The following is a 21,234-nucleotide window of genomic DNA, read 5'->3' on the forward strand; positions in this document are numbered from 1 at the left end:
ACCATTTCACCTCTATTTCACCTCCCTTCCGATAGAATGGACGGTATGTCAGATTTATAGGCTAAAGATAGTTCCTTCAGAATAGTTTTTGTTTCTTAGCCTAGAACTCTGCTCGCATTTACCGCCTCTCGCTGCATCAAGCGACTTCTTATGGAGCCATTTTTTATGACTTTGCAATATCCCAAAGCCCTTCCTGTAGCAATGACCGTAGCTTGTCTCAATATCAACGTAGTCAACGCGGGTTCATCCAGTGTTGATTTTTCTATTTCAACACAACAAGAAGCACTCGGTATTACTGAAGTTCCATTACAACTGAAAAAACAGTTTTCGTCAGAGTTACGCTTTAATCGTTACACTTCGGTTGTTGCACCCAATGGAAAGTCGATTCACATTATTGCTCAAGACCAGCTATCTGACGGACAGATAATTCGAGCCAAATCGGTGCTTGTTCATTATCTTACCGACTTTTCCGGATCCAAGTATGGAAGCAATAAGGGTGCTGTTGCGAATAGAATGGCTGAGAATGGTGCTACTTTACTCCTTTTAAACGGACGAGATGATGGCACTAATAACGCTGCCGAACTTGAGGGGCAGCCTTTATATGAAGAGGAAATTCAAGTTGAGGGCGGACCTTGGTACATGGCGCAAAACTACCAGCACCGAGACGCGACTTTTGAAGAAATATTGCACCTCGTTCATGATTATGGAATCGGCGTAGATGGGTACGACAAATTCATAGGGGTTCTCCCTGAGTACCAGACTGAAATACGCAATGCTCAAATCAATGCTTATGCCAAACAAATTTGGGCTATGACTCCAGAAGTACAAGATTGGATCGACGAGCTAACGGCAGAGAACAGTCTAACTCAAGAGTATCTAGCATCTGTTCTAGACTCATATTACGGCTTGTGGGGTGCTTATCCGAAGCAATCTTTTAGGATGATGGACAAGTTTACCGGCGGATGGGGAATGTGGGGATTTTACATTGCTGGAACTAGACACGAAGTTGAACTTCGTGATCCAAAGGGCTATCAGTTAATGACAGAATTCTTCCATCCCTACTTAACCTATAACGCCCATCTAGACCCTAATTTTAAAGGAACGTTTAGTCTCCAATATCGTGAAGACTTGCTTTATACCAACCACTCTCGCTACCTCAAAGACATAACTTTGACAGGAGGCCATCCCGTCGAAGTAATCGTCAATAAACTTGACAATAACATTACAGGCAATAATTCCAATACCACCGTTACGTTCTCAGGAGAAAAGAATGATTACAACATCAACTATCAGGATGATGCTGTGATTGTTAGAGACTCTCTTTTAGGACGAGATGGTAATAATACGCTACGGTCAGTCAGTACAATACGTTTTGCAGACCAATCCGTTGACACTCGTAGAATATATTAGCTCTCCGACTCGTCATTAATTCTCAACTGACGAGTAGACGATGCTCTCAGACATTATGAATTAGATAATAATACCAACGCAATTACAATCACATACATTAGGTGAACAAGAAATTACATACAAGTTACTTAGATAGACTAAACCCACAATTATCTTACCAACCTTGTCACAATGAATATCAAAAGTGGCGTTCAAGTCTAAATAATATATTTATCATCTTGATATGCTATATATCACAAAAAATAAATGCACTCTTTCATTAGAGAACATTGACAAATGAGGCAATCAATAGAAACTTGAAGACAGACCAATTAATATGCAACAAAAGTCGATACTGCGTACTAAAAGATTGGGTTCTTCACTATGCAATAACTGTTATCCTAGGTTTGTACTTGCATATAAAAATGTCAATTGAAATACAACACCTGCGGTAAACAACTAAGTAAGCCAATATTGCTTTACATTAAAACCTATCAGAAAGAATGAAACAATGTTGGTTTATTTAATGCTAAACCAACAAGTAAATATAGATAAATCCAAGGTTACTTTATGAGCTTTCCACCAAAATCTGCTGTCGATGTTTTTGCTTTATTAAAGGAAAAACATAACCTCAGTACAAGAGAGTTGGCTCGGTCCATCGGTGTAAGTCATGGTGGACTTGCAATGGTCTTATGCGGAAATACGAGACTCTCTCCTAAACTAGCTATGAGACTGTGCTGCTTCTTCGCACTGGACATAGACAGCATACTTGAGGCACAAGCAAAATATGAAGCATGGCAAGTTAAACAGGACGGCTTGTCGATTGAAGCCACATTGAGCGAAGTATTGGAAAATCGGCAAGAAAACAAATAACCTGTGTTTTGCTTTAACGCTTAAGGTGATCACCTTTTAGATGATCGCCTTACTATCGTTTCCTATCACGCTTAGTATTGTCGTCAATTCATTATTAAATCTCTATTAATAAGATTCTCAACCTCTTTTCATTAAATACCTCGATTCTCACCATCTCGCGATATAGCACCCTCGTTAATCATATTATCTATTTTTTATTACATTCCAATACATTATCAACATAGAAAATGACATTACAAATAACCCATCTGACAAAGAAGTTATATTCAAATACAACCTCCCAACTTAAAAACCCTATTTAACTGTTCAAGTCTAAATATTAATACTATCAACTTGTCAATAAACATCTCTCACATAAAAATAATCATCGTTGAATAAAAACACAAGAAAGGACAAAAAGGTAAATTATGAAATTCAATATATTAGCAGTGAGTATTGCATGTGCGACTATGTCATTTGGAACAATGGCAGCAGACATTAAAGCCGGCCCTGGTACATTAACTCTTGGCGGCAATATGCGTATTGATATGAACGCTACGAAACAGTCTGTTGACTTAAAGACTTCGACAACAAAACTAAAATCGGACAAAACAACGCTTAATACAAATGGGCGTCTATCATTTACTGCCGATTATATTGTTGAGCAAAACGGGTATAAAATGAAAGCTCGTGTTAATCCGTTACTGAAAACGGACGGCACCGTCACTATGGATGACGCTTACTTAGACCTTAAGAAAACTGGCAACACTTATCTGGGCGCTCAGTTAGGTCGTTTCGAAGCTCTGGATCTCTCCCCTCTTCAAATTGATATTTTCGTAGATGATGCTGATACAGCCAGTCTAGTCGATGGTGAACTATTCGCAGGTCACTATCGTGGTAACAAATACCGCGGACGTTTTGATGGCGCAGCGTTACTTTACGCTGGTAATGATTTAATTAAATTTGAAACCAACGTTGTTTTCGTTGATCAAAAAGATAAAAACAGCAATGTTGCGTTACGTCCAGTATTAACAGTGACTCCAAGCAAATCGTTCTCAATCTCAGCAGGTCTTGAGAAAGGTTTTGACGACGCGTCTAAAGACAAAGATGAACTTGGTTTAGCTACAACTGCTAATGTTAAATTTGGCCTAGCAAGCTTAAACCTGAGTTACGCATACAAGACATCTAAACCTCTCTTGAAAGGTACCAGTACCCGTGTAGACACAAAACTACACACGTTCGGTACTAACATTGCAGCGTATGGTTTCGGCTTAGGTGCTTTCTATACAACAGCCAACAACGAAGTAAAAAATGGCAGCGTTGGCGATGTGAATCTATTCACTACCTACGCTGGTTATGAGCACAAAGACTTTTTAGTTGACTCATTGACGGCGTCTACAGGTGCTTATTACACCTCCGCAAAGGCTGACAAAGTAAGCGGCGATGTCTCTGAATACGGCGCTCGTGTACGTCTTCAGTACAACTTCTAAACAAAAAGAATCAAGACTTATAAGGAAACTGCCTTTTCGATAAGTCCTGATGCTCCCTTGCAAACTTAATCTCACTTGCAAGGGAGCCCCTCCTTCCATAACTCCTACCGTATCTCATTGTTTTAAGTAGGCTTACGTAGAGTTGCTAAGATATTTCTATACCAACTTACCATCTACTACCTAAAAATTATCCCAAATAATATTTGACACATACTCAAAGTGAAATTAACATTCGCACCCACTGACTGACTGACTGGTCAGTTAACAAAGTGAGTAATGTGATGGACAAGAAAGACAAGATCATTGAAGTTGCCATGCAGCTATTTGCGGAGCATGGGTTTGAAAAAACGCCTATTTCAACTATCTGTGAGCATGCAGAAATCTCAAAAGGCTTAGTTTTCCATCACTTTAAAAATAAGAACGAACTACTAAGAGCAGTGTTCACCCATATGACTGACATCATCAACGGAGTTGACCAACAAGATGAGCATTTAGCTTCATCAGAAGGGAGACTTGAGGCGATGATTGATTCGATATTTGAAGGAATGATGATCGAACAGCACCGAAAGATGTATCAATTAAACTTCAGTGTTATGGTACATCCGACCACGCGTAAGATCGTCTTAGATCTAATTGAAGAAAGATATCAAGGTCTGCAGGCATCAACCGAAGAGGTGTTTCGTTCCCTGTCGCACCCAAATCCATCGGTTGTGACAAGAATGTTTATCGCTGAAATCGACGGCATCGCAATGAACTATTTGTTGAATGTTGACTTCCCTATAGAAGAAATCAAACAAGAATTCATCAACAAATATTGTTAATAGATTCACTCAATATCACGCACAGTTAATGGCGTGATTTTTTTAAACACAACAACCGACTGCACGGTCAGTCAGTTCCTTTTTAAGGAGCAGTATCACCAATAAACTAACTAGTGTGAGGTATTCATTATGACTAGAACGAAAACTTTAAGAGCTAACCCTAACGAATCATTCCTTTGTGCATCATGTGGTTTAGGCGTGACACCTATTCAATACGGTGGACAACATCGTAACCACTGCCCTCACTGCCTAAGCAGCGTGCACATGGATATTAAAGCGGGAGATAGACGTTCGAGTTGTCGTGGCATTATGGAACCGATCAGTATTTATGTTCAAAAGAATCGAGAATGGTCTCTGGTCCACAAATGTAGTAAGTGCAGCACGATTAGAACAAACCGAATCGCAGCAGACGACAATGAATTTTTGTTAGTAACAATGGCAGCAGAACCGATGATGTCTCTACCATTCCCATCAAAAACTATTTTGTCTGAACTGAAACAAATGAGCATAAACAAAGGTAGTGAATATGTACTCGAATAACCTACAGACATACCGAGTAATTGAAAGAAACGCCAATAGATACAAAGTACAAACCCCTGACGGCATTAGAACCGCCCAATTGAAGGGTAGCTTTATCCATTTAATACAAGACAAGCAAGGCTATCCTTGTGTTGGCGATTGGATAGAAGCCAGAGATGACAACAATATTATATTGATCGAAAGCATCAAGAAACGGAAAAGTTTGGTAAGCAGAAAAGCCTCAGGTGAAGCGACAGTCCAACAAACTATCGCTGCAAACGTAGATTACACATTCATCGTGATGGGCTTAGATGGTGGTCGAAACTACTCAGACCGTCTATTAGAAAGACTTCTGACCGTTGCTTGGAACAGTGGTGCAACGCCTGTAGTCATACTTAATAAGTCGGATTTAAATGAAGACGCTGAACTAGTGCAAATGCAAGCCGAAACGATCGCGCTAGGTATCGACATAATTACCTGCAGTGCTCTAGACGGCACAGGTATTAACGACGTTATGACATATCTAGCTAACGGTAAAGTCGGTGTCTTCATTGGACCATCTGGTGTGGGTAAGTCGACCTTAACCAATACGTTATTGCAATATCAAGCGCAGAAGACTAATGGACTTCGCTTGCAAGACATGCGAGGCAGGCATACCACGTCAAGCTCTTACCTATTTGAGTTAGAAAATGGCGGTTTCATTGTCGATACATCTGGTCTCAAGGAAGTACAAGCGTGGGCAAACGGTAACGATATAGACTCAGTTTTCGAGGAAATATCTCTTGTTGCCCAAGATTGCAAATATAGAAACTGCCAGCATGAGGGGGAACCTGGTTGTGCAGTTCAGAAAGAGCTTGAAGCAGGTAACATAACCCCTGAACGTTATGACAGTTACCTAAATTTAAAACAGGAACATGCTTTCTTAGAAAGACGAAAAAATGACAAAAACTCGAATGTAGAACGTCGATATGACAAAGATATGAGCAAATTGATCAAAACGTCTTTAAGTAGAAAAGAACTCGTCAGACAAGCAATGAGGTGAACCGTGAACGCTTGGGTTTGTGCTCTGACAACCATGAAATTTATAAGGTAAATCGAATGAAAACGCCGTACCAAATTCAATATGAAGCCTTCGCTGCTGCAGGAGGACTATATGATGAAAGACATGCCAAGCTCTATGCTGAGTTTGCCGATAACTTAATTCTCGATGGAAGTTACTCTATCGTTTATCAGGGTGTCGCTCACGCATGTTATACGCCAATTACCATTGATGCTGCACCACATCTCAAATGTTATGTGCTCGCACCATTAGCTGTACTGCCGGAATATCAAGGGAAAGGCTATGCGACACGATTGATGGAACAAGCCGAAAGTGAATTGGATGCAGACGTTATCTTTGTTATGGGAGAACCCTTCCATTATGGTAATCGCTACAATACACCGCATAATGTTCTACCGCCGGTGAGAACACAGGCGCCATTGGAATGCTGGTTTGCACGTGAACTGACACCGAACGCTTTGCAAGGTATTGGGGAGTCCACATCATCGATAACAGGCCCTTACGCTGAGCCGCGCATGTGGGGACACCCAAGCGAACAGGTATAAAGTAGGCCTTCGAACTTCAAGAGCACTCAAATAGGTCTAGCTTTCAAGCTAGACCTATTCCTTATACGTAGGTATCAACGCCCGCTTTTTTCTCCGCAATTTTCTCACCGTCATAGGTTTTGACGACCGCTCCCTCAGAGTTGCGAATCTTGATTTGGTTCTGACTATCCAAGGATGCTGTCAAGTCTCCTTTGCCTGATTTTAGATACCCATTAATGAACTTTGTGGTGTCTTTTAAATGCTGCTGAATATGAGGTTGGTACATTGCGTTGCTGGTTTTCAAAGCCTAATGCTCCCTTGGATTGGAAGTATTAACATACTCGAGACGGATGAAAATTAATATCTCAACCAATCACAAATTCTCACTAACGATTAATGCCGTACGGTAATTTTTGGCAAAGATCAAACTACTCGGTCTTTAGCTCGCCAAGTGTAAACTCTAAAATTTCTTGCGCAGCTGAGCGTAATTCTGGGAGATGTGTTTTCAGCTTATCCAACGAGGTACGAAAGCTCGGTGCATGGCAAAATAGATAGCCAAAACTTAATGCATCGGAGCCAATAGGCACCGATATCGCCACCATACCGTCGACAAATTCTTCATTGTCTTCACCAAATCCTTGTTCAGCAATCCGGCTCAGCTCTTCAAGAAACAGACCATCATTAGTTATGGTCTTTGGTGTGTATTCGGTTAACCCCATGTGTTGTACGACGTTTTCACGAATTGAAGTGTCCAATGAAGCGAGATAAAGCTTACCCGATGCGGAAGCTGCAATAGGGACCGGACTCCCCTCTGCCAAATTGATTTGCAGTGGCCAGTTGCAGTTCACACGCTCAAAGTAAATCATTTCAATACCATTAGGCACTGAAATTCCGCACGTTTCACCAATCGTGTCAGCAAGGCGTTGCAACACCGATGTTCTTTGTTCAGAAAAGCGTTGGTTCTTCAAAATATCATGAGATAAAGACTGCAGGTTCGGCCCCGCAATAACGCGACCAATGATATTTTCTTGGAGATGGCCTAAAACGATAAGCTGGTTGATCAGTTTGTTCGCAGACGCAATTGGCATAGACAGTTGTTCGGCAATAGACTCTCTATTGAGTTGGCCACGGCTGTGAGCCACGATGGCGAGCACTTGTAGTACTCGGTCTAGGGTTGAACCTTTAGTAGTATTTGCCGAACTAGAGCTTGTCATAGAGCTACATTCATCCTTGATACGGTATTCGATATGCTTTGAATAGCCTATTGCTTTTACTGATTAAGTGCAACCGTGTACAAAGCCTAAGTGACAGATATTAAAAGGGCTTGCCGAAGCAAGCCCTGTTCAAGCTAGTTTTGCAATAGTTTCGCATCCCCCCAACTCGCGTGGTCATAACCATTGCCATTTCCGGCATCATTCGCCTTAAGTGTGATGGTCGTAGCGTCTACTGGAATATCAACAGAAACGGATTCTGCGTTATCTGAACCGGTCAACGTCGCACTTTGATAGTACAACACGCCATCTAGTTCTACTTGGAATACTACCGAGCCAGAGTTACCCACTTCGTCATCAACACCAACACTCGCAGTAAAGCGACTGTATTGACCTGCAGAGATGGTATAAGTGATGGTTGAGTTCGCATGTACCCCCAATCCTTTGGCGAAGGTTTGCCCGCCTATTGAAATGGTGGTGCCATCTTGCGCTTCTCGCTCGCCATTACTCATATCTTTTTCGATAGGGCCCCAGCCATTGGTCGAGCTGTCTTCCTGTAAGTCACTAAGATAAACGCTCGCTGGCGGTGTGGACGAGCTTCCTGGATCCTCAGTCATAAATAGATTACCCGAACCGTTATCGGCTGGATGAATCCAATTGCTGCCACCGTCTGGGTCATAGGCAAAAGCCAATCCAGTATGAGGTCCGCTGCCACCATTGCCATTACTTAGCCTCAACTCAAACTGATGCCAACCAGGAGATAAGTTTAAGTTGCCAGTCGAGACCCGATCACTCCAGAGGTCACTACTTAGCACCAACTGTCCATCAATCCATAGACGCGTTTTGTCATCATTGTTTTCACTGAAAGAAATCTGACCGTCGGCATCGTAGATATAACCGGTAAACACCTCGGTCGTATTACCAGCAATCGCATCTTCCGTTTCGCTTAATGAGGTTGTTATGGATGTTTTCGGGTTAGCATCGGTTTCATTAATATTGCCCGAAACGGTGCCATAAAACAGCCCAGGAACAGCGGCACCGCCCCCTTCGCTTGGTGTGCGAAGCTTAGCGTCTCCCCAAGAACCATGGTCACTACCGACTCCGTCGCCCGCATCACTCACTACTAGCTTGAGCTCCTGCGCGCTACTTGGAATGTTCACTTGCACGTACTCGGCAACATCACTTCCTCGTAATACGCTACTTTGATAAGCCATCACGCCATCCAACCAAACCTCGAACACGACGGAACCTGAACTGCCCGTCTCATCATCAACACCGATGAAAGCAGTAAACTGATCGTAAGTGCCACCCGTCAGGCTGTACGTCACCTCTGAATGAGCATGAACACCGAGTCCTTTGGTAAATTCACTGCCACCAATGGATATCGTTTGACCATCACCCGCAGCGTTTTCACCGACACTGGTGTCTTTTTCAATCGGTCCCCACCCATTGGTTGCGCTGGTTTCCGAAAGATCACTTAGGTAGGTATAGGATGTTGCTTGCGGTGGCTCGGGCACCACTATATCGGGGCCTTCGTATTCAATCTGTTCTAGATAAGCCACCAATGCAGCGCGTTCTGAGTTATCCGCCACGCTATGCTGCGAGCCAATTTGTAACACATCATCCAACGTTGCCGCTTGACCGTTATGGAAATATGGCGCGCTACCCCAAAGACCAATCAAACTCGGTGTATCAAAACCCGTACCTACTAATGGAGCTCCGATGCCTTGCCCTGAAGAGGCATCAATGGTACCGACATCGTGTCTTTGCATGTCGGTGTAATACACTCCCGCATGACAAGTGTCACACCCTTTCGAGGTGAACAGCGCCTGCCCCGTTAAGGCTTCAGCTGTTAACGCGCCAGAAGAATCTCGGTGTGGACTTTTAGGGAATTGATTTAAGCTACTGACGTAAAACGCGAGGTTATCTAAGTCTTCACTTTTACCTGATTTCGATGTTCCTAATGGGTTTTCTGACAGGCTAAATAAGGCGTCTACCATAAACCCACGACCACCGAACGCGTAGCGAATATCGTTTTCGAAATCCTGTATCTCGTCAAAATTCGCGGTCCAATGCACTCGACCATTGCCTGTGCCTGTCTTACCCAATAACGAGATTGTGTTTCTTAACCCTTCACCACGGTCGGTAAAGTCCCACACCCTATGGTCGCTATCGCCATCTGCGTGGCAGCTGGCACAAGATATGTAGCCATCTTGGGTCATTCTCGCATCGGCTGCGTTGTAGAAGATCTGTTTGCCGCGTAGCACTCGTGGATGCAGTGTTTCATTCGCCACCACAGAGACTTGTGCCAAGGTTGGAATGTCACCTCGATCGGTCAAAAACGCATTGACGTCATGCACAGACACCGTTCTTGACATAAAGTTGTGAACAAATAATGTCGACCCTGATAGTACGAGCCCTCTTGGTGCTAGGCCAGTATCAAAAATCTCCCCAGCTCTGTTTAAGTTGTAGGTATTGCGAATCTCAATGCTATTTTGACCTTCTACCGCAATAAAAATTAGGTCGCCTATATCGCTGAATACGGCCGCTTTGGGCTGTGCACGATCATCAATATCTAAGGCATTATCCATCACTGTTTTCGAATTGAGATCGAGTCGGTTAACCACAGCTCGAATCGTCGTTTCAAACGTCAGCGTTTTGGTTTCATCACCTTCTAAATAGGGACCACGATCAACGTTTGCTTTATTAGATGGCAGCCAAGCACTATATCCATCCGGCGAAATTGCGACGGAACCAAGGTAGTTAGCAATGCCTCGGCTTCTATCTGGGCCATCTATTGTTGTCGTATCTTTAGCGATAAGATAACTCTGGTCGATGGTCATACTGGATGCATCAACCGCGACAACTTCCGCATTAGTTTGAGGCGAAACAAAGCGTGTCACCAGAACCTGTGATGATGAACTGTCAACCGCAATGCCTCTTGCGCTATGACCAACATCCACTGTTGCCACGATAGCTTTGGTGCTTGGGTCGATCTTGAGCAACTTACCACTTGCCTGCAGCGACACAAAAGCGTTAGTGCTATCTGGGGAGAAAGAGATGCCGTATGGCTGAGACGCTCTTGGCAGCACAATCGTATCCACAAACTGGCCAGTATTTGTCAGCACAGTGATACTAGCATCTGCCTGATTAACTACCCATAAATTGCCATTAGGCGCTACCGCTAGAGTTCTCGGCTGTTCACCCACCGCAGCTTCCCATAATTTGCCGTACGGAGCTGTGTTTTCGATAGCACTGACGGTATCGTTGTCTTCGTTAACCACAACAACCTGGCCATTGGCTTCCACTATGGTTGATGACGCCGTTGGCGAGACCGTTGTTGGTTGACGATATACTGTGATGGGTACCGACTTACTACTCTCAAATACGCCATCAGCCGTGGTTTCTTTAATCGTCACCACCGCAGACCAATGGTTAGGCTGATTGTAGGTATAACTCGCGTTTCCGCTGGTCGAAAACGGTGTCGAACCACTACCATCGCCAAAGTTCCAAGAATACTCGAGACTGCCCCCTAACAAAGGTGTCGTAGAAGCAGACACATTAACACTACTACCTAGTGTCACTTTATCATTGGCTGACAAGCTCACATCGTGGCCGACTTGCGATCCCGTCGCAAAGCGATATTCAGTACGAGCCATCGGGTTACCAGCAAAGTCCTCAATTCCTTCCAGTACGACTTCGTAAATACTGTCCGCTTCTAGTGCTTGGGAAGGAGTAAAGTGGATGAATCCGAGGTTGGTGCTGTACTCCCCTTGAAGCGGGGTTGAACTACCGATTTTGGTGACAGTAAACGAGCTACTATTGACCGATTCCATCAACACGCTATCTGATAACGCCACACCAATACGGGTCGATAAAGGTTGCAGTGTCGCGTCGATCGCTGGGTTAGCGGCGGATATATAAGGAGGAACATTGTCCGGCATACTTTGATGTGCAATCAAACCACTGCCAGAACCATGGTCGTTTCCAACCCAAACTAGGTTACCAAATGGGAACACCTGACCATGGTCAGTGTTGCTGCTTGTGGCATTCAATGAGCTGCGCCCAAGTTCACGTATATTGTTGATATCACTGACATCTAATACCGCAATATCGTCTTGGTTGCCCAGAAACAACTTGTTGTCTTGAACGTTACAATAAAGATTTTCGAATCCAGTCAGTTTTTCATTAACTAACGTCATCGGGTTAGTAGTCGTGTCATAGACACGCAAATAGTCATTGGTGCTTCGCGCTCCGAAATACGCATATTTGCCATCCCAACATGAAGCATAGTACTTCTCTGGTAGGCGATTAACCGTCTTAACTAAAGTTGGGTTAACCGGATCATCTATGTTGAGCATGGAAAAACCTGCCGTCCCTTCCATGCTGGAAATGAACATTCGGTTACCCAGCGCAAAGAGTGGTCCTATGTTGAATCCGCCCAGTTCCGAGTTCGGCACCGTTTTCACTAGTGTTGGGTTACTCATGTCACTGGTATCAACAATGGTTAACCCTGCATTGCCACGAGCAATATAAAGATAAGGAGCTTGCCAAAAAAGCTGCCAAGAGACGTTGTTGTAATCACCGAAGTTCACGCCAGAGATCGCCAATTTCGACAAGCGCACAGGATTAGTCACATCCGACCAATCCCAGATTTCTATCCCCTTTCCCGTTTGGATGGCAATGGTGTTATTCTCCCCCAAGCCAAACGAGTGCGGCTCTCTGAACTCCGCTGTTCTTAACCCATCACCAGTACGGTTTAGATTGGCAAGATCCGGTTCATATACTGTTTTAACGAGTTGCATGGCTTTGGGGTTAGAGACATCCAGTGCGATCCAACCTCCCGGCCCACCGCCACTATCAGGGGCAAAGACGCCAACCATATAGCCGTTGAGCATGGTCATGACGTTTACGCCATAGTGTTTTCTGCCGGGATAGTCGGGGGGAAGAAAATTAGTGGTATCGTCAACGAGTGGACTCGATACATGAGTATACGCCTCTGATGATCCGTAGGTAAGGTTACCCAATCCAGGGCCTTGTGCAGCATTTGCTGCGGCAATAAACGAGGTACTGCATAGTCCCGCTAATACACTGCTCACAACAGGGCGACGCCAAGTCTCAAGAGACTTTATCAAGCGATTGGCTTTCATCGCCTTCTCCTTGTTTTTTATGGTCACTAAACAAAGCTCACTTCTCATAGAAAAGTGAGCACTTAAAAAACATGAAGAGGACAGGCTCGCCTACCCAATCAATCCAAAAAATAGACAGTTTATCTTGTTGACTCGCTGCCCAAATTTAAGCAAACCTACCGCACACCTCCTCACGTCAATGCGTTATTTCATAGTTGGCATGACGAATTCGGCTTGAGTCTGTGTGCTGTCCTTTGAACCGACTTTCACATCCGATTCGGGCCAACGTGTGGTGATGGTTTTCATTCGAGTAAAGAATCGAACGCCGTCAGGACCGTGCATATGCAAAGGGCCAAACAGTGAACGCTTCCAACCGCCAAAACTGTGGAATGCCATTGGTACTGGAATAGGCACATTTACTCCGACCATACCGATCTGAACATTGGCAGAGAAATCTCTTGCAGTATCACCGTCTGCAGTAAAGATAGCCGTGCCGTTGCCATATTCATGGTCGTTTATGATTTGCAGGGCTTCTTGATAGGTTTTGACTCGAACAATGCAAAGCACTGGACCGAATATTTCTTCTTGATACACAGTCATGTCGGTGGTCACATGGTCGAACAAGGTACCACCAACGAAAAAGCCATCGCAGGACTTAGCCAGTTCTAGATCTCGACCATCAACAAGTAAAGCCGCGCCCTCTTCCTGACCCTTTTGAATGTATCCGCAAACTTTTTGCTTATGCTCTTTGGTAATCAAAGGTCCCATATCGTTTTCAATCGCTTGACCGTAACCGGGTCCTACTTTTAACGTGGCTAACTTATCTTGAAGGTGACGAGCCAATGCATCGCCCGTCTCATCACCCACAGCGACGGCAACCGAAATCGCCATGCAGCGCTCTCCAGCTGCACCATAAGCTGCCCCCATCAGCGCATTCACTGCACCGTCAATATCGGCATCCGGCATGACCACCATATGGTTTTTCGCACCACCAAGGGCTTGAACGCGCTTGCCGTATTTTGCGCCCTCAGAATAGATGTATTCCGCAATCGGCGTTGAACCGACAAAGCTAACAGCTTGAATTCTTGGGTCTTGCAGTAACGTATCTACCGCTTCTTTATCCCCTTGAACCACATTAAACACACCATCTGGTAATCCCGCTTGTTTCAGAAGGTCAGCAATAAACAGAGGCGCAGAGGGATTTTTCTCTGACGGTTTTAAGATAAAGGTGTTGCCCGTTGCGATGGCAATGGGAAACATCCACATAGGAACCATCACTGGGAAGTTAAATGGTGAAATCCCGGCCACCACACCAAGTGGCATCATTTGCGAGTGCGAATCGACACCAGTCCCAACATTTAGACTATGCTCTCCTTTTTGCAGGTGTGGGATGCCGCAGGCAAACTCGACCACCTCTAGCCCTCGAGTTATCTCACCTAATGCATCACTAAACACCTTGCCATGTTCACGGCTGATGATATTCGCCAGTTCATCACGATTCTGTTCTAACAGAGTTTTGAACTTGAACATCACTCTGGCGCGATTAAGCGGTGTGGTTTTAGCCCAAGAGTCAAACGCTGCCTGTGCAATGGTAATTGCCTGCTCTACTTCCTGTTTTGAGCACAGTCCAACTTGGTTCTGCACTTCACCTGTAGCAGGGTCATAGACAGGCAAATGTCGTTCCGACTGACTTTCAACATATTGATTATTAATAAAACTACTTATCATGTTTTCATCCTTGTTTAGTATTCTGAGGCTTAATTGAGGAAATTCAGGCGCTACCAAGCGGCTTTATACAGCTCGATCACTTCTTCTTTGTTCGGAATTCGAGGATTGTTGTTAGGCGATCCAGAAGCCAGAGCTTGCTCAGACATGATGTCGAGATTTGACCAAAACGCCTGTTTATCAATGCCAAAATCGCTCATGGAAGGCACGCTTAAATCCTGATTGATCTGCTTAAGTTCCAGCAGTAGTGCAGCGACTGCATCGTCGTCATTAGTACTCACATCAACCACTCCCATTGCTCTTGCACACTCGGCATAACGAGTTTTAGCCGCTGGAATCGAATATTCCGTTACCGTCGGCAATAACATGGCGTTGCTCATACCGTGAGGCACATGAAAGTGCGCGCCAATTGGGCGGCTCATGCCATGTACCAAGGCAACAGATGCGTTAGAAAACGCAATGCCTGCGAGCGTCGCGCCGAGCATCATTTGCTCTTTGGCATCTTTATTGTCGGGATTATTGACGGCTTCACGCAGATTTGGCGCGATAAGTTTCATCGCCAATAGCGCTTGCTGATCAGTAAATAGACCCGACTTTCCACTGACATAGGCTTCAATGGCGTGAGTTAACGCATCAATTCCGGTATCCGCTGTGATGCGCTCCGGAGCCGTCATTGTTAAAGTAAAATCAATGATGGCGGCTGATGGAATAAGACCTGGTCCCATACAAAGCAGCTTTTCGTCGTTGGTTTCGTCGGTAATAATGGTCACTTTGGTGACCTCCGAGCCCGTTCCCGCCGTCGTTGGAATCGCAATCAACGGCATAATTGGCGAAGTCACGATATTAGGTACACTGTAATCTCGAATTCGACCTTGGTGCTCCGCAAGCAAAGCAATCGCTTTAGCACTATCAATCACACTGCCACCGCCTAGCGCGATGACGCCATCATAATGCCCATCAATCACCTTATTGACCGCTGGAAGTATCGACGCCTCTGTTGGTTCTGGAACGGTATCCGTGAAAACATCCGCCTCAACACCAGCTTGATTCACGAAGGACTTTAGCTGGTCGACCTGGCCTAAGGTTTTCATCACTGGGTCAGATACAATCATGACTCGGCGACAACCCAGTTGGATAGCTATCTCTCCCGCTCGCGCTGTTGCGCCTTCGCCTACCTCTAAAAGCTTTGGCAAAACAATAGATTGACTCATAATTCACCCCACAATTTATATCGATACAATTCGTATCATTATTTAAATTAATTTATTCAGGACGTAACAAGCCCCCACAACTTTGCTGTGGCAAATCCTTGTTAGTCGCTAACTAGCTAGACCTGTCGCTTGAGATAATCAAGGTTCAATCAACCCAATGAACGTAATGCATCTCTCAGAAGACAGTACTTACTATATCGAGTCGCAAAGAACTCCGAGCGCTTAGTATTAGGCACATAACGCTTATCGGGCTGCGGCTGAGGGCTTAGTCGCTCAGTCTGACTTTCAGTAACGGAACTCATCGCCAGTTGCGCCACGCCTTTTGCCCCGACCTCGTTACAATTTGTCGACGTCACCGTGACGCCCAATATATCTGCAAACAACTGACACCAATATTCACTTCGAGAAGCGCCACCGCTAATGGCAATTCGATCCACGTCATACCCTGCCGATCGCAGTCTTTGGATATGCTCAAGGTGGGCAAATACAATACCCTCATAAAAGGCGTAGACCACGTGAATGTCCTGATGCCAACCCTTCAAACCAAACAGATTGGCCGATTGGCTATCTTGCCCGGTCGGTCCGTAGAGGTACGGATGGAACATGGGTAACGTTGGCATTAATTCGACATCTTCCAATTGACGATTAAACTGTTCGAAAATATTATTGCCAACGCTTGCTTCACGCTCTCTTCGCTCAGAGAAGAATCGCTCCACCAGCCACTCTAGATTGGATGCTGAGCAGGTGCTGGACTCTATGGCTAAGTATCGATTCTCAGCAAATTTGCACGCCATAAATACCTCTTCAGGCGGCAGCTCATCAGTCACTACCTGATTGATATTCCATGTGCCAGCGACGACCGAGGTATCAGCTAACGCACTGGCTTGTGAACCATAGGCGCATGCCACTACATCGAACAGACCCGCAATGACAGGCGTCCCCGCTTTAAGCTTTGTTATACGTGCAGCGTCTTCAGTGACTGTTCCTATCACTTGATTACTTTCATAAATCGGCGGCAACTTGGTGCTAATGTCTGCCAACTGGTAGTGATTTAGAAGCGCAAGAGACACTGAGTCAGTTTCAAAATCGAACAAACCCGATGCAGTGATATCTCCCCATTCTGTCGCGCACTGCCCTGTAAGGCAGTAGTTCACATAGTCTTTGCAAAACAGCACCTGACCGATTTTTTGAAACGTTTTTGGTTGGTGCTTCTGTAGCCATGTAAGTAACACTGCTGTTTGAGATGGCCACACGCCTTGCCGATTGCGCTTTTTGAGGTCTGTGAATCCCTTAGATGCCTGTAGCAAGGTGACTTCGCTGGCAGCGCGATTATCCAGAGACTTAACACCAAGTAATGGCTTTAGTTCAGTATCAAGCAGATATAACCCATTCCCATGACCGCTGGTTCCTAGCGCGATAATTTGACTGCTGTCCACACCGGTTTGCTCAATCAACTTAGCGATCACCTCTGCGCATAGCGACCAACATTGGTTTAAGTCCGCTTCGGTGTGGTCTGGTTGAGGGATATGAGTCGGATAATTATTGGCTACAGCACCTATCTCGCAGCCATGCTCATCGAACAATGCCGCTTTTATCGCCGTGTTACCACAATCAATTCCTATCGCATATGACTTCATATCCCCTCCTTGCTTTAGTTCTGTATCTGCTATTTATCGCCAATGTAGATGTTCATTGCTTCTGAGGTAGACGCACCATTGTGAATCATAGCCATCAAAGCATCGACAACGCGGCTTGGATTTGGGTGTTGATAAATATTGCGTCCATACACCATGCCAAGCGCACCCTGATCGAGCAGTGCTCGTGCTTTGCTAAACACAGATTCAATGTCTTCACGTCCACCGCCGCGAACCAGTACCGGGCACCTTGCCGCCTCAACGACTTTATGGAAGTCTTCCGCTTGGCTGGTTGGATCGGCCTTGATAATGTCAGCGCCTAGCTCACGTGCCATACGCACCAAGGTGACAATCTTTTCGCAGTCACCGTCGACCATATAAGCCTGTCCTTGGCTGTTAGGCTGCATCACCAACGGTTCGATCATCAGTGGCATACCGTATTTCTCACACTCAGCTTTGACCTTACTGATGTTAGCAACACATTGCTTAAACAAGTCAGGTTCATCAGGCAACATGAATAGGTTCACCACGACGCATGCCGCATCCATTTGAAGGGCTTGAATAAGAGGCTGCTCCGCATTTTGTAGTAATGCCCACATGTGGCGGTGACGCTCTGCGTTATATGGGTTACCCAAATCGATTCGCATGACCAGTGCAGGTTTGTCTTTGCCATCGACAGTTTGCAGTAAGTCAGCTTGACCCGCATTCATCTGAATCGCATCTGGCTTGGCATCCACTAGTTGTTTTACCACTGAAGACATGTTTTCTAGCCCATCTAAAAATGAAGGCTCGTTGCACACGCCGTGGTCGATAGCCACATCCAAACAACGCCCTTGCTTAAATAGGCGATTCATCCTGACTTTACTGGTTAAATACATACTCTTCTCCATCTAATAGTTGTTCATTTTCCGTAACGGTAGGTTGTAATGTGGGTTTTGAAACTTTTGGTAAGGCGTCCAATTCAACGCCATGGAAATCCAGCAACACTTGCTTTGATTGAGCTCTATCTTTATCGCGCTCGCTTTGACTCCAAGAAAAGTGGTCAGCGACCAAATTGGAAATCTCCTCGAAGCTTTCCTCAGTTAACTTGCCTTCAATCGCTATCGAGGTACGGCGAAGCAGCACATCCAACGTTGTCGATACATACTCACGTTCCAGAATGAACTTGAGCTCGCCTTGGGTGTAGTCATCGAGTGACGACAGCGCTTTATCTTGTGTTCCTTGAAGTGCACCAAGCAGTGATTCACAGGCCGTGCCGTAGCGCTGAAACCAAGTTTCCATTTGGCGTTGTGAATATTGCGGATGACGCTCACTTAATGAGGCTAAGTAAGTCGCTTTTGACGAATCAGTGACAGGGTAACTATTACCACCACCTATTGCTCTTTGTTTGGTATCGCAAACTCGCGTTTTACCTAACGATGCTAAAAGTTCATCTGCCACTTCCTCACCAAAGGCACGGAACGTTGTCCACTTGCCTCCGATAAGCGAATAGATAAGAGTGTCGCCAATCTTGTCTTGTTTCAATGAATGACTGCGGGGGATTTGCCCTGTGGTCGAGGTATTGACTGACGGAAGTGGTCTCACGCCACAGAACTGATAGACGATCTGCTCACGACTGATAGCCAGCTTTGGTAGCACGCCTCTAAGTGATTCGATAATGTAATCAATTTCTTCGTCAGTACAACGCACCGATTCAGGGTCACTCACGGGGATATCCGTCGAGCCAATCAGTACTTTTCCGAAATACGGGAACAAGATACAAACTCGTCCTTCGCTGTTTTCATAAAACAGCATATTGCCATCCAGCTCAGCCAGCAGATCTGCGTTATCGACGATGATATGTGACCCTTTTGTCCCCTGCATATACTGGCTAGGTGCAGTCAGTAATCCATTGGTCGTATCGACCCAAGCACCTGTCGCGTTGACCACATGGTGCGTTTTAACTTGAATAGACTCCGCAGCGTCGTGATTAGAAATCGTCAACTGCCCCTGCTCTAACCCAGAGACCATAGTGTAATTGAGTGCAACGCCACCCGCTTCTACCCCTTCTTGAATCAATTCCAAGGCGAGGCGCTCGGGTGAGCTAATCCACGCATCAAAGTATGTGGCACTGCTCTTTACGTCCCCCCCCATCATCGGCCAGCGTTTTTGTGTTGAGCGAGATGAGTGCATCTGGTGATTTGGCATCAATTGATCACGCTTGGTGAACCAATCGTAAAGACTCAGCCCAATTTTGATGACCACAGAGCCACGCTGTGAAGGCTTGTCTTTCAATCCTAAGAACTTAAACAGGCCGTCAAACATACCCGACCAAGTAGAGAAAATAGGAATGGTGGTTTCTAAAGGAGCAACAAAATGAGGCGCGTTATCAAGTAGGCGATTTCGCTCATAGAGTGCTTCTTTCACCAATTGAAACTCACCATTTTCTAGATAGCGAAGTCCGCCATGTATCATGCGAGATGGCGCAGCACTGGCCTTAGAACAAAAGTCATCTTTCTCGACTAACAAGACCTTCACACCTTGCAATGCCAGTTCTCGAAAAACGCTAATACCATTGATTCCTCCGCCAATGACCACGACGTCAAAGTTACTATTCTCTTTTAATCGCCTAAAGGCGGTTGAGTTGTTATTCATTGTTGCTCCCTGCCACTGTTTTCCGCTTTCCTTACGATGCGTCGTTACGCCAATTCCAACTCGCCAAAAAACTCATGGGATTTTGCATCAATAAACTTCACCTCTTCCTGAGTTAGCACCACAGTTCCTGCTGCGGCGTTCTCAATTGCTTGCGCGGAATTGCGTGCACCACAGAGGGCATACGTGATACCGGGTTGCTGCAGTGTCGCTGCAATCACAAGCTGCGCAACACTCACGTTTTTTTGGCGCGCAATTGGCTCAATGGACTGACAAAACTTTTGTACCCAACGGCGGTTTTCGATAGTAAACATAGGATCCGTGATGCGCTGGTCATCGCCAGTGAAAATACGTTCAGGGGTGATTTTTCCACTCAGCAGCCCCATGGCAAGTGATGAGTAACTAAGACACGCGACATTAGTTTTGATGGTTGATGGCAACAAAGTTTGCTCTAACTGACGCTCGATGAGGTTATATTTCTCTTGCACCGCGTCCACAACGCCTGTTTGTTGATACTGTTCCAACTCCGCTTGATTAGCGTTGCTGATCCCGATTGCGCGGATCTTACCGGCTTTCTTTAGCGCTAATAATGCTTCCATGGTTTCAGCAATCGGCGTAGTTGGGTCTTGCCAGTGGGTAATGTAGAGATCGAGATAATCCGTTTGCAGACGTTTTAGGCTTTGATCCACTTCATGTTGGATAGCATCAGCACCAAGGTAACGATGCACTGGCTTGCCATTCTCATCAAAAAAGTGATTACCTTTATTCGTATGCCAAACCAAACCACATTTGGTTGCCAGTACTACCTTGTCGCGGCGTCCTTTGATTGCCTTACCCACTATTTCTTCAGACACACCAAGTCCATACGCTGGAGCGGTATCAATTAAAGACACGCCGTGATCTAAAGAAGCATGAATGGCATCAATGGAGGCTTTCTCATCTGTTCCACCCCACATCCAACCACCCATTGCCCACGTGCCAAGGCCGATGACTGATGCTTCAATTCCTGAATTTCCAATTTCTCTAGTTTGCATGTTG

16 protein-coding genes are annotated in these 21,234 nt (G+C 45.3%); 7 read left to right on the forward strand and 9 right to left on the reverse strand.

The features are described from left to right. The first annotated feature begins 201 nt into the window (after positions 1-201). The 7 genes from VME0621_RS02500 (at position 202) to VME0621_RS02530 (ending at position 6,676) form a co-directional block, all read left to right on the forward strand. A complete protein-coding gene (locus VME0621_RS02500; RefSeq protein ID WP_231892897.1) occupies positions 202-1,410 on the forward strand; it encodes a hypothetical protein in 1,209 nt (402 codons plus the stop codon). 549 nt (positions 1,411-1,959) lie between these two features. Beyond that, positions 1,960-2,262 (forward strand): helix-turn-helix transcriptional regulator, encoded by a 303-nt coding sequence (locus tag VME0621_RS02505; RefSeq protein WP_062459259.1) that lies wholly within the window; start codon positions 1,960-1,962, stop codon positions 2,260-2,262. 407 nt (positions 2,263-2,669) lie between these two features. Further along, a complete protein-coding gene (locus VME0621_RS02510; RefSeq protein ID WP_006070478.1) occupies positions 2,670-3,731 on the forward strand; it encodes a carbohydrate porin in 1,062 nt (353 codons plus the stop codon). A gap of 281 nt (positions 3,732-4,012) precedes the next feature. Continuing rightward, the gene (locus tag VME0621_RS02515; protein ID WP_031495133.1) at positions 4,013-4,552 is read left to right on the forward strand and encodes a TetR/AcrR family transcriptional regulator; all 540 of its coding nucleotides are present in this window, start codon (positions 4,013-4,015) and stop codon (positions 4,550-4,552) included. Positions 4,553-4,681: 129 nt separating this feature from the next. Then, positions 4,682-5,092: an RNHCP domain-containing protein gene (locus VME0621_RS02520; RefSeq protein WP_031495135.1), complete on the forward strand. Its 411-nt coding sequence runs from the start codon at positions 4,682-4,684 to the stop codon at positions 5,090-5,092. Then, complete coding sequence (gene rsgA / locus VME0621_RS02525; protein ID WP_062459262.1) at positions 5,079-6,113, forward strand: ribosome small subunit-dependent GTPase A; 1,035 nt, start codon at positions 5,079-5,081, stop codon at positions 6,111-6,113. The genes VME0621_RS02520 and rsgA overlap by 14 nt, the downstream gene beginning before the upstream one ends. 56 nt (positions 6,114-6,169) lie before the next feature. Beyond that, positions 6,170-6,676: a GNAT family N-acetyltransferase gene (locus tag VME0621_RS02530; protein WP_031494140.1), complete on the forward strand. Its 507-nt coding sequence runs from the start codon at positions 6,170-6,172 to the stop codon at positions 6,674-6,676. Positions 6,677-6,737: 61 nt separating this feature from the next. Here the strand turns inward: VME0621_RS02530 and VME0621_RS02535 are convergent, their stop codons facing one another. The 9 genes from VME0621_RS02535 to VME0621_RS02575 all read right to left on the reverse strand — a co-directional run bounded on the left by VME0621_RS02535 (position 6,738) and on the right by VME0621_RS02575 (position 21,230). Next, a complete protein-coding gene (locus VME0621_RS02535) occupies positions 6,738-6,959 on the reverse strand; it encodes a hypothetical protein (RefSeq protein ID WP_006070483.1) in 222 nt (73 codons plus the stop codon). Between the two features lie 124 nt (positions 6,960-7,083). Next, positions 7,084-7,869 carry an IclR family transcriptional regulator gene (locus VME0621_RS02540; RefSeq protein WP_031494139.1) on the reverse strand — a complete coding sequence of 262 codons (786 nt, stop codon included), beginning with the start codon at positions 7,867-7,869 and terminating at the stop codon, positions 7,084-7,086. A gap of 134 nt (positions 7,870-8,003) precedes the next feature. Continuing rightward, positions 8,004-13,016: an NPCBM/NEW2 domain-containing protein gene (locus tag VME0621_RS02545; protein WP_062459264.1), complete on the reverse strand. Its 5,013-nt coding sequence runs from the start codon at positions 13,014-13,016 to the stop codon at positions 8,004-8,006. A 183-nt stretch (positions 13,017-13,199) separates the two neighbouring features. Further along, a complete protein-coding gene (locus VME0621_RS02550) occupies positions 13,200-14,723 on the reverse strand; it encodes a CoA-acylating methylmalonate-semialdehyde dehydrogenase (RefSeq protein WP_031494138.1) in 1,524 nt (507 codons plus the stop codon). Positions 14,724-14,773: 50 nt separating this feature from the next. After that, positions 14,774-15,931, reverse strand: a complete 1,158-nt coding sequence (locus VME0621_RS02555) for an iron-containing alcohol dehydrogenase (protein ID WP_006070487.1) — start codon at positions 15,929-15,931, stop codon at positions 14,774-14,776. Positions 15,932-16,080: 149 nt separating this feature from the next. Beyond that, positions 16,081-17,568, reverse strand: coding sequence for an FGGY-family carbohydrate kinase (locus VME0621_RS02560; protein ID WP_062459266.1), 1,488 nt, complete (start codon positions 17,566-17,568; stop codon positions 16,081-16,083). Between the two features lie 29 nt (positions 17,569-17,597). Next, complete coding sequence (locus tag VME0621_RS02565; RefSeq protein WP_038226596.1) at positions 17,598-18,443, reverse strand: class I fructose-bisphosphate aldolase; 846 nt, start codon at positions 18,441-18,443, stop codon at positions 17,598-17,600. Further along, complete coding sequence (locus VME0621_RS02570; RefSeq protein ID WP_062459270.1) at positions 18,427-20,199, reverse strand: glycerol-3-phosphate dehydrogenase/oxidase; 1,773 nt, start codon at positions 20,197-20,199, stop codon at positions 18,427-18,429. The genes VME0621_RS02565 and VME0621_RS02570 overlap by 17 nt, the downstream gene beginning before the upstream one ends. Before the next feature lie 44 nt (positions 20,200-20,243). Beyond that, positions 20,244-21,230 (reverse strand): aldo/keto reductase, encoded by a 987-nt coding sequence (locus VME0621_RS02575; RefSeq protein WP_062459272.1) that lies wholly within the window; start codon positions 21,228-21,230, stop codon positions 20,244-20,246. Between the last annotated feature and the right edge of the window lie 4 nt (positions 21,231-21,234).

This window comes from Vibrio mediterranei (genome assembly GCF_900088415.1).
Lineage (GTDB): Bacteria > Pseudomonadota > Gammaproteobacteria > Enterobacterales > Vibrionaceae > Vibrio > Vibrio mediterranei.

Bases quoted from the DNA above. Each gene is read 5' to 3' on its own strand.
- VME0621_RS02500 (WP_231892897.1), top strand. From the start codon at position 202: ATGACCGTAGCTTGTCTCAATATCAACGTAGTCAACGCGGGTTCATCC.
- VME0621_RS02505 (WP_062459259.1), top strand. From the start codon at position 1,960: ATGAGCTTTCCACCAAAATCTGCTGTCGATGTTTTTGCTTTATTAAAG.
- VME0621_RS02510 (WP_006070478.1), top strand. From the start codon at position 2,670: ATGAAATTCAATATATTAGCAGTGAGTATTGCATGTGCGACTATGTCA.
- VME0621_RS02515 (WP_031495133.1), top strand. From the start codon at position 4,013: ATGGACAAGAAAGACAAGATCATTGAAGTTGCCATGCAGCTATTTGCG.
- VME0621_RS02520 (WP_031495135.1), top strand. From the start codon at position 4,682: ATGACTAGAACGAAAACTTTAAGAGCTAACCCTAACGAATCATTCCTT.
- rsgA (WP_062459262.1), top strand. From the start codon at position 5,079: ATGTACTCGAATAACCTACAGACATACCGAGTAATTGAAAGAAACGCC.
- VME0621_RS02530 (WP_031494140.1), top strand. From the start codon at position 6,170: ATGAAAACGCCGTACCAAATTCAATATGAAGCCTTCGCTGCTGCAGGA.
- VME0621_RS02540 (WP_031494139.1), bottom strand. From the start codon at position 7,869: ATGACAAGCTCTAGTTCGGCAAATACTACTAAAGGTTCAACCCTAGAC.
- VME0621_RS02545 (WP_062459264.1), bottom strand. From the start codon at position 13,016: ATGAAAGCCAATCGCTTGATAAAGTCTCTTGAGACTTGGCGTCGCCCT.
- VME0621_RS02550 (WP_031494138.1), bottom strand. From the start codon at position 14,723: ATGATAAGTAGTTTTATTAATAATCAATATGTTGAAAGTCAGTCGGAA.
- VME0621_RS02555 (WP_006070487.1), bottom strand. From the start codon at position 15,931: ATGAGTCAATCTATTGTTTTGCCAAAGCTTTTAGAGGTAGGCGAAGGC.
- VME0621_RS02560 (WP_062459266.1), bottom strand. From the start codon at position 17,568: ATGAAGTCATATGCGATAGGAATTGATTGTGGTAACACGGCGATAAAA.
- VME0621_RS02565 (WP_038226596.1), bottom strand. From the start codon at position 18,443: ATGTATTTAACCAGTAAAGTCAGGATGAATCGCCTATTTAAGCAAGGG.
- VME0621_RS02570 (WP_062459270.1), bottom strand. From the start codon at position 20,199: ATGAATAACAACTCAACCGCCTTTAGGCGATTAAAAGAGAATAGTAAC.
- VME0621_RS02575 (WP_062459272.1), bottom strand. From the start codon at position 21,230: ATGCAAACTAGAGAAATTGGAAATTCAGGAATTGAAGCATCAGTCATC.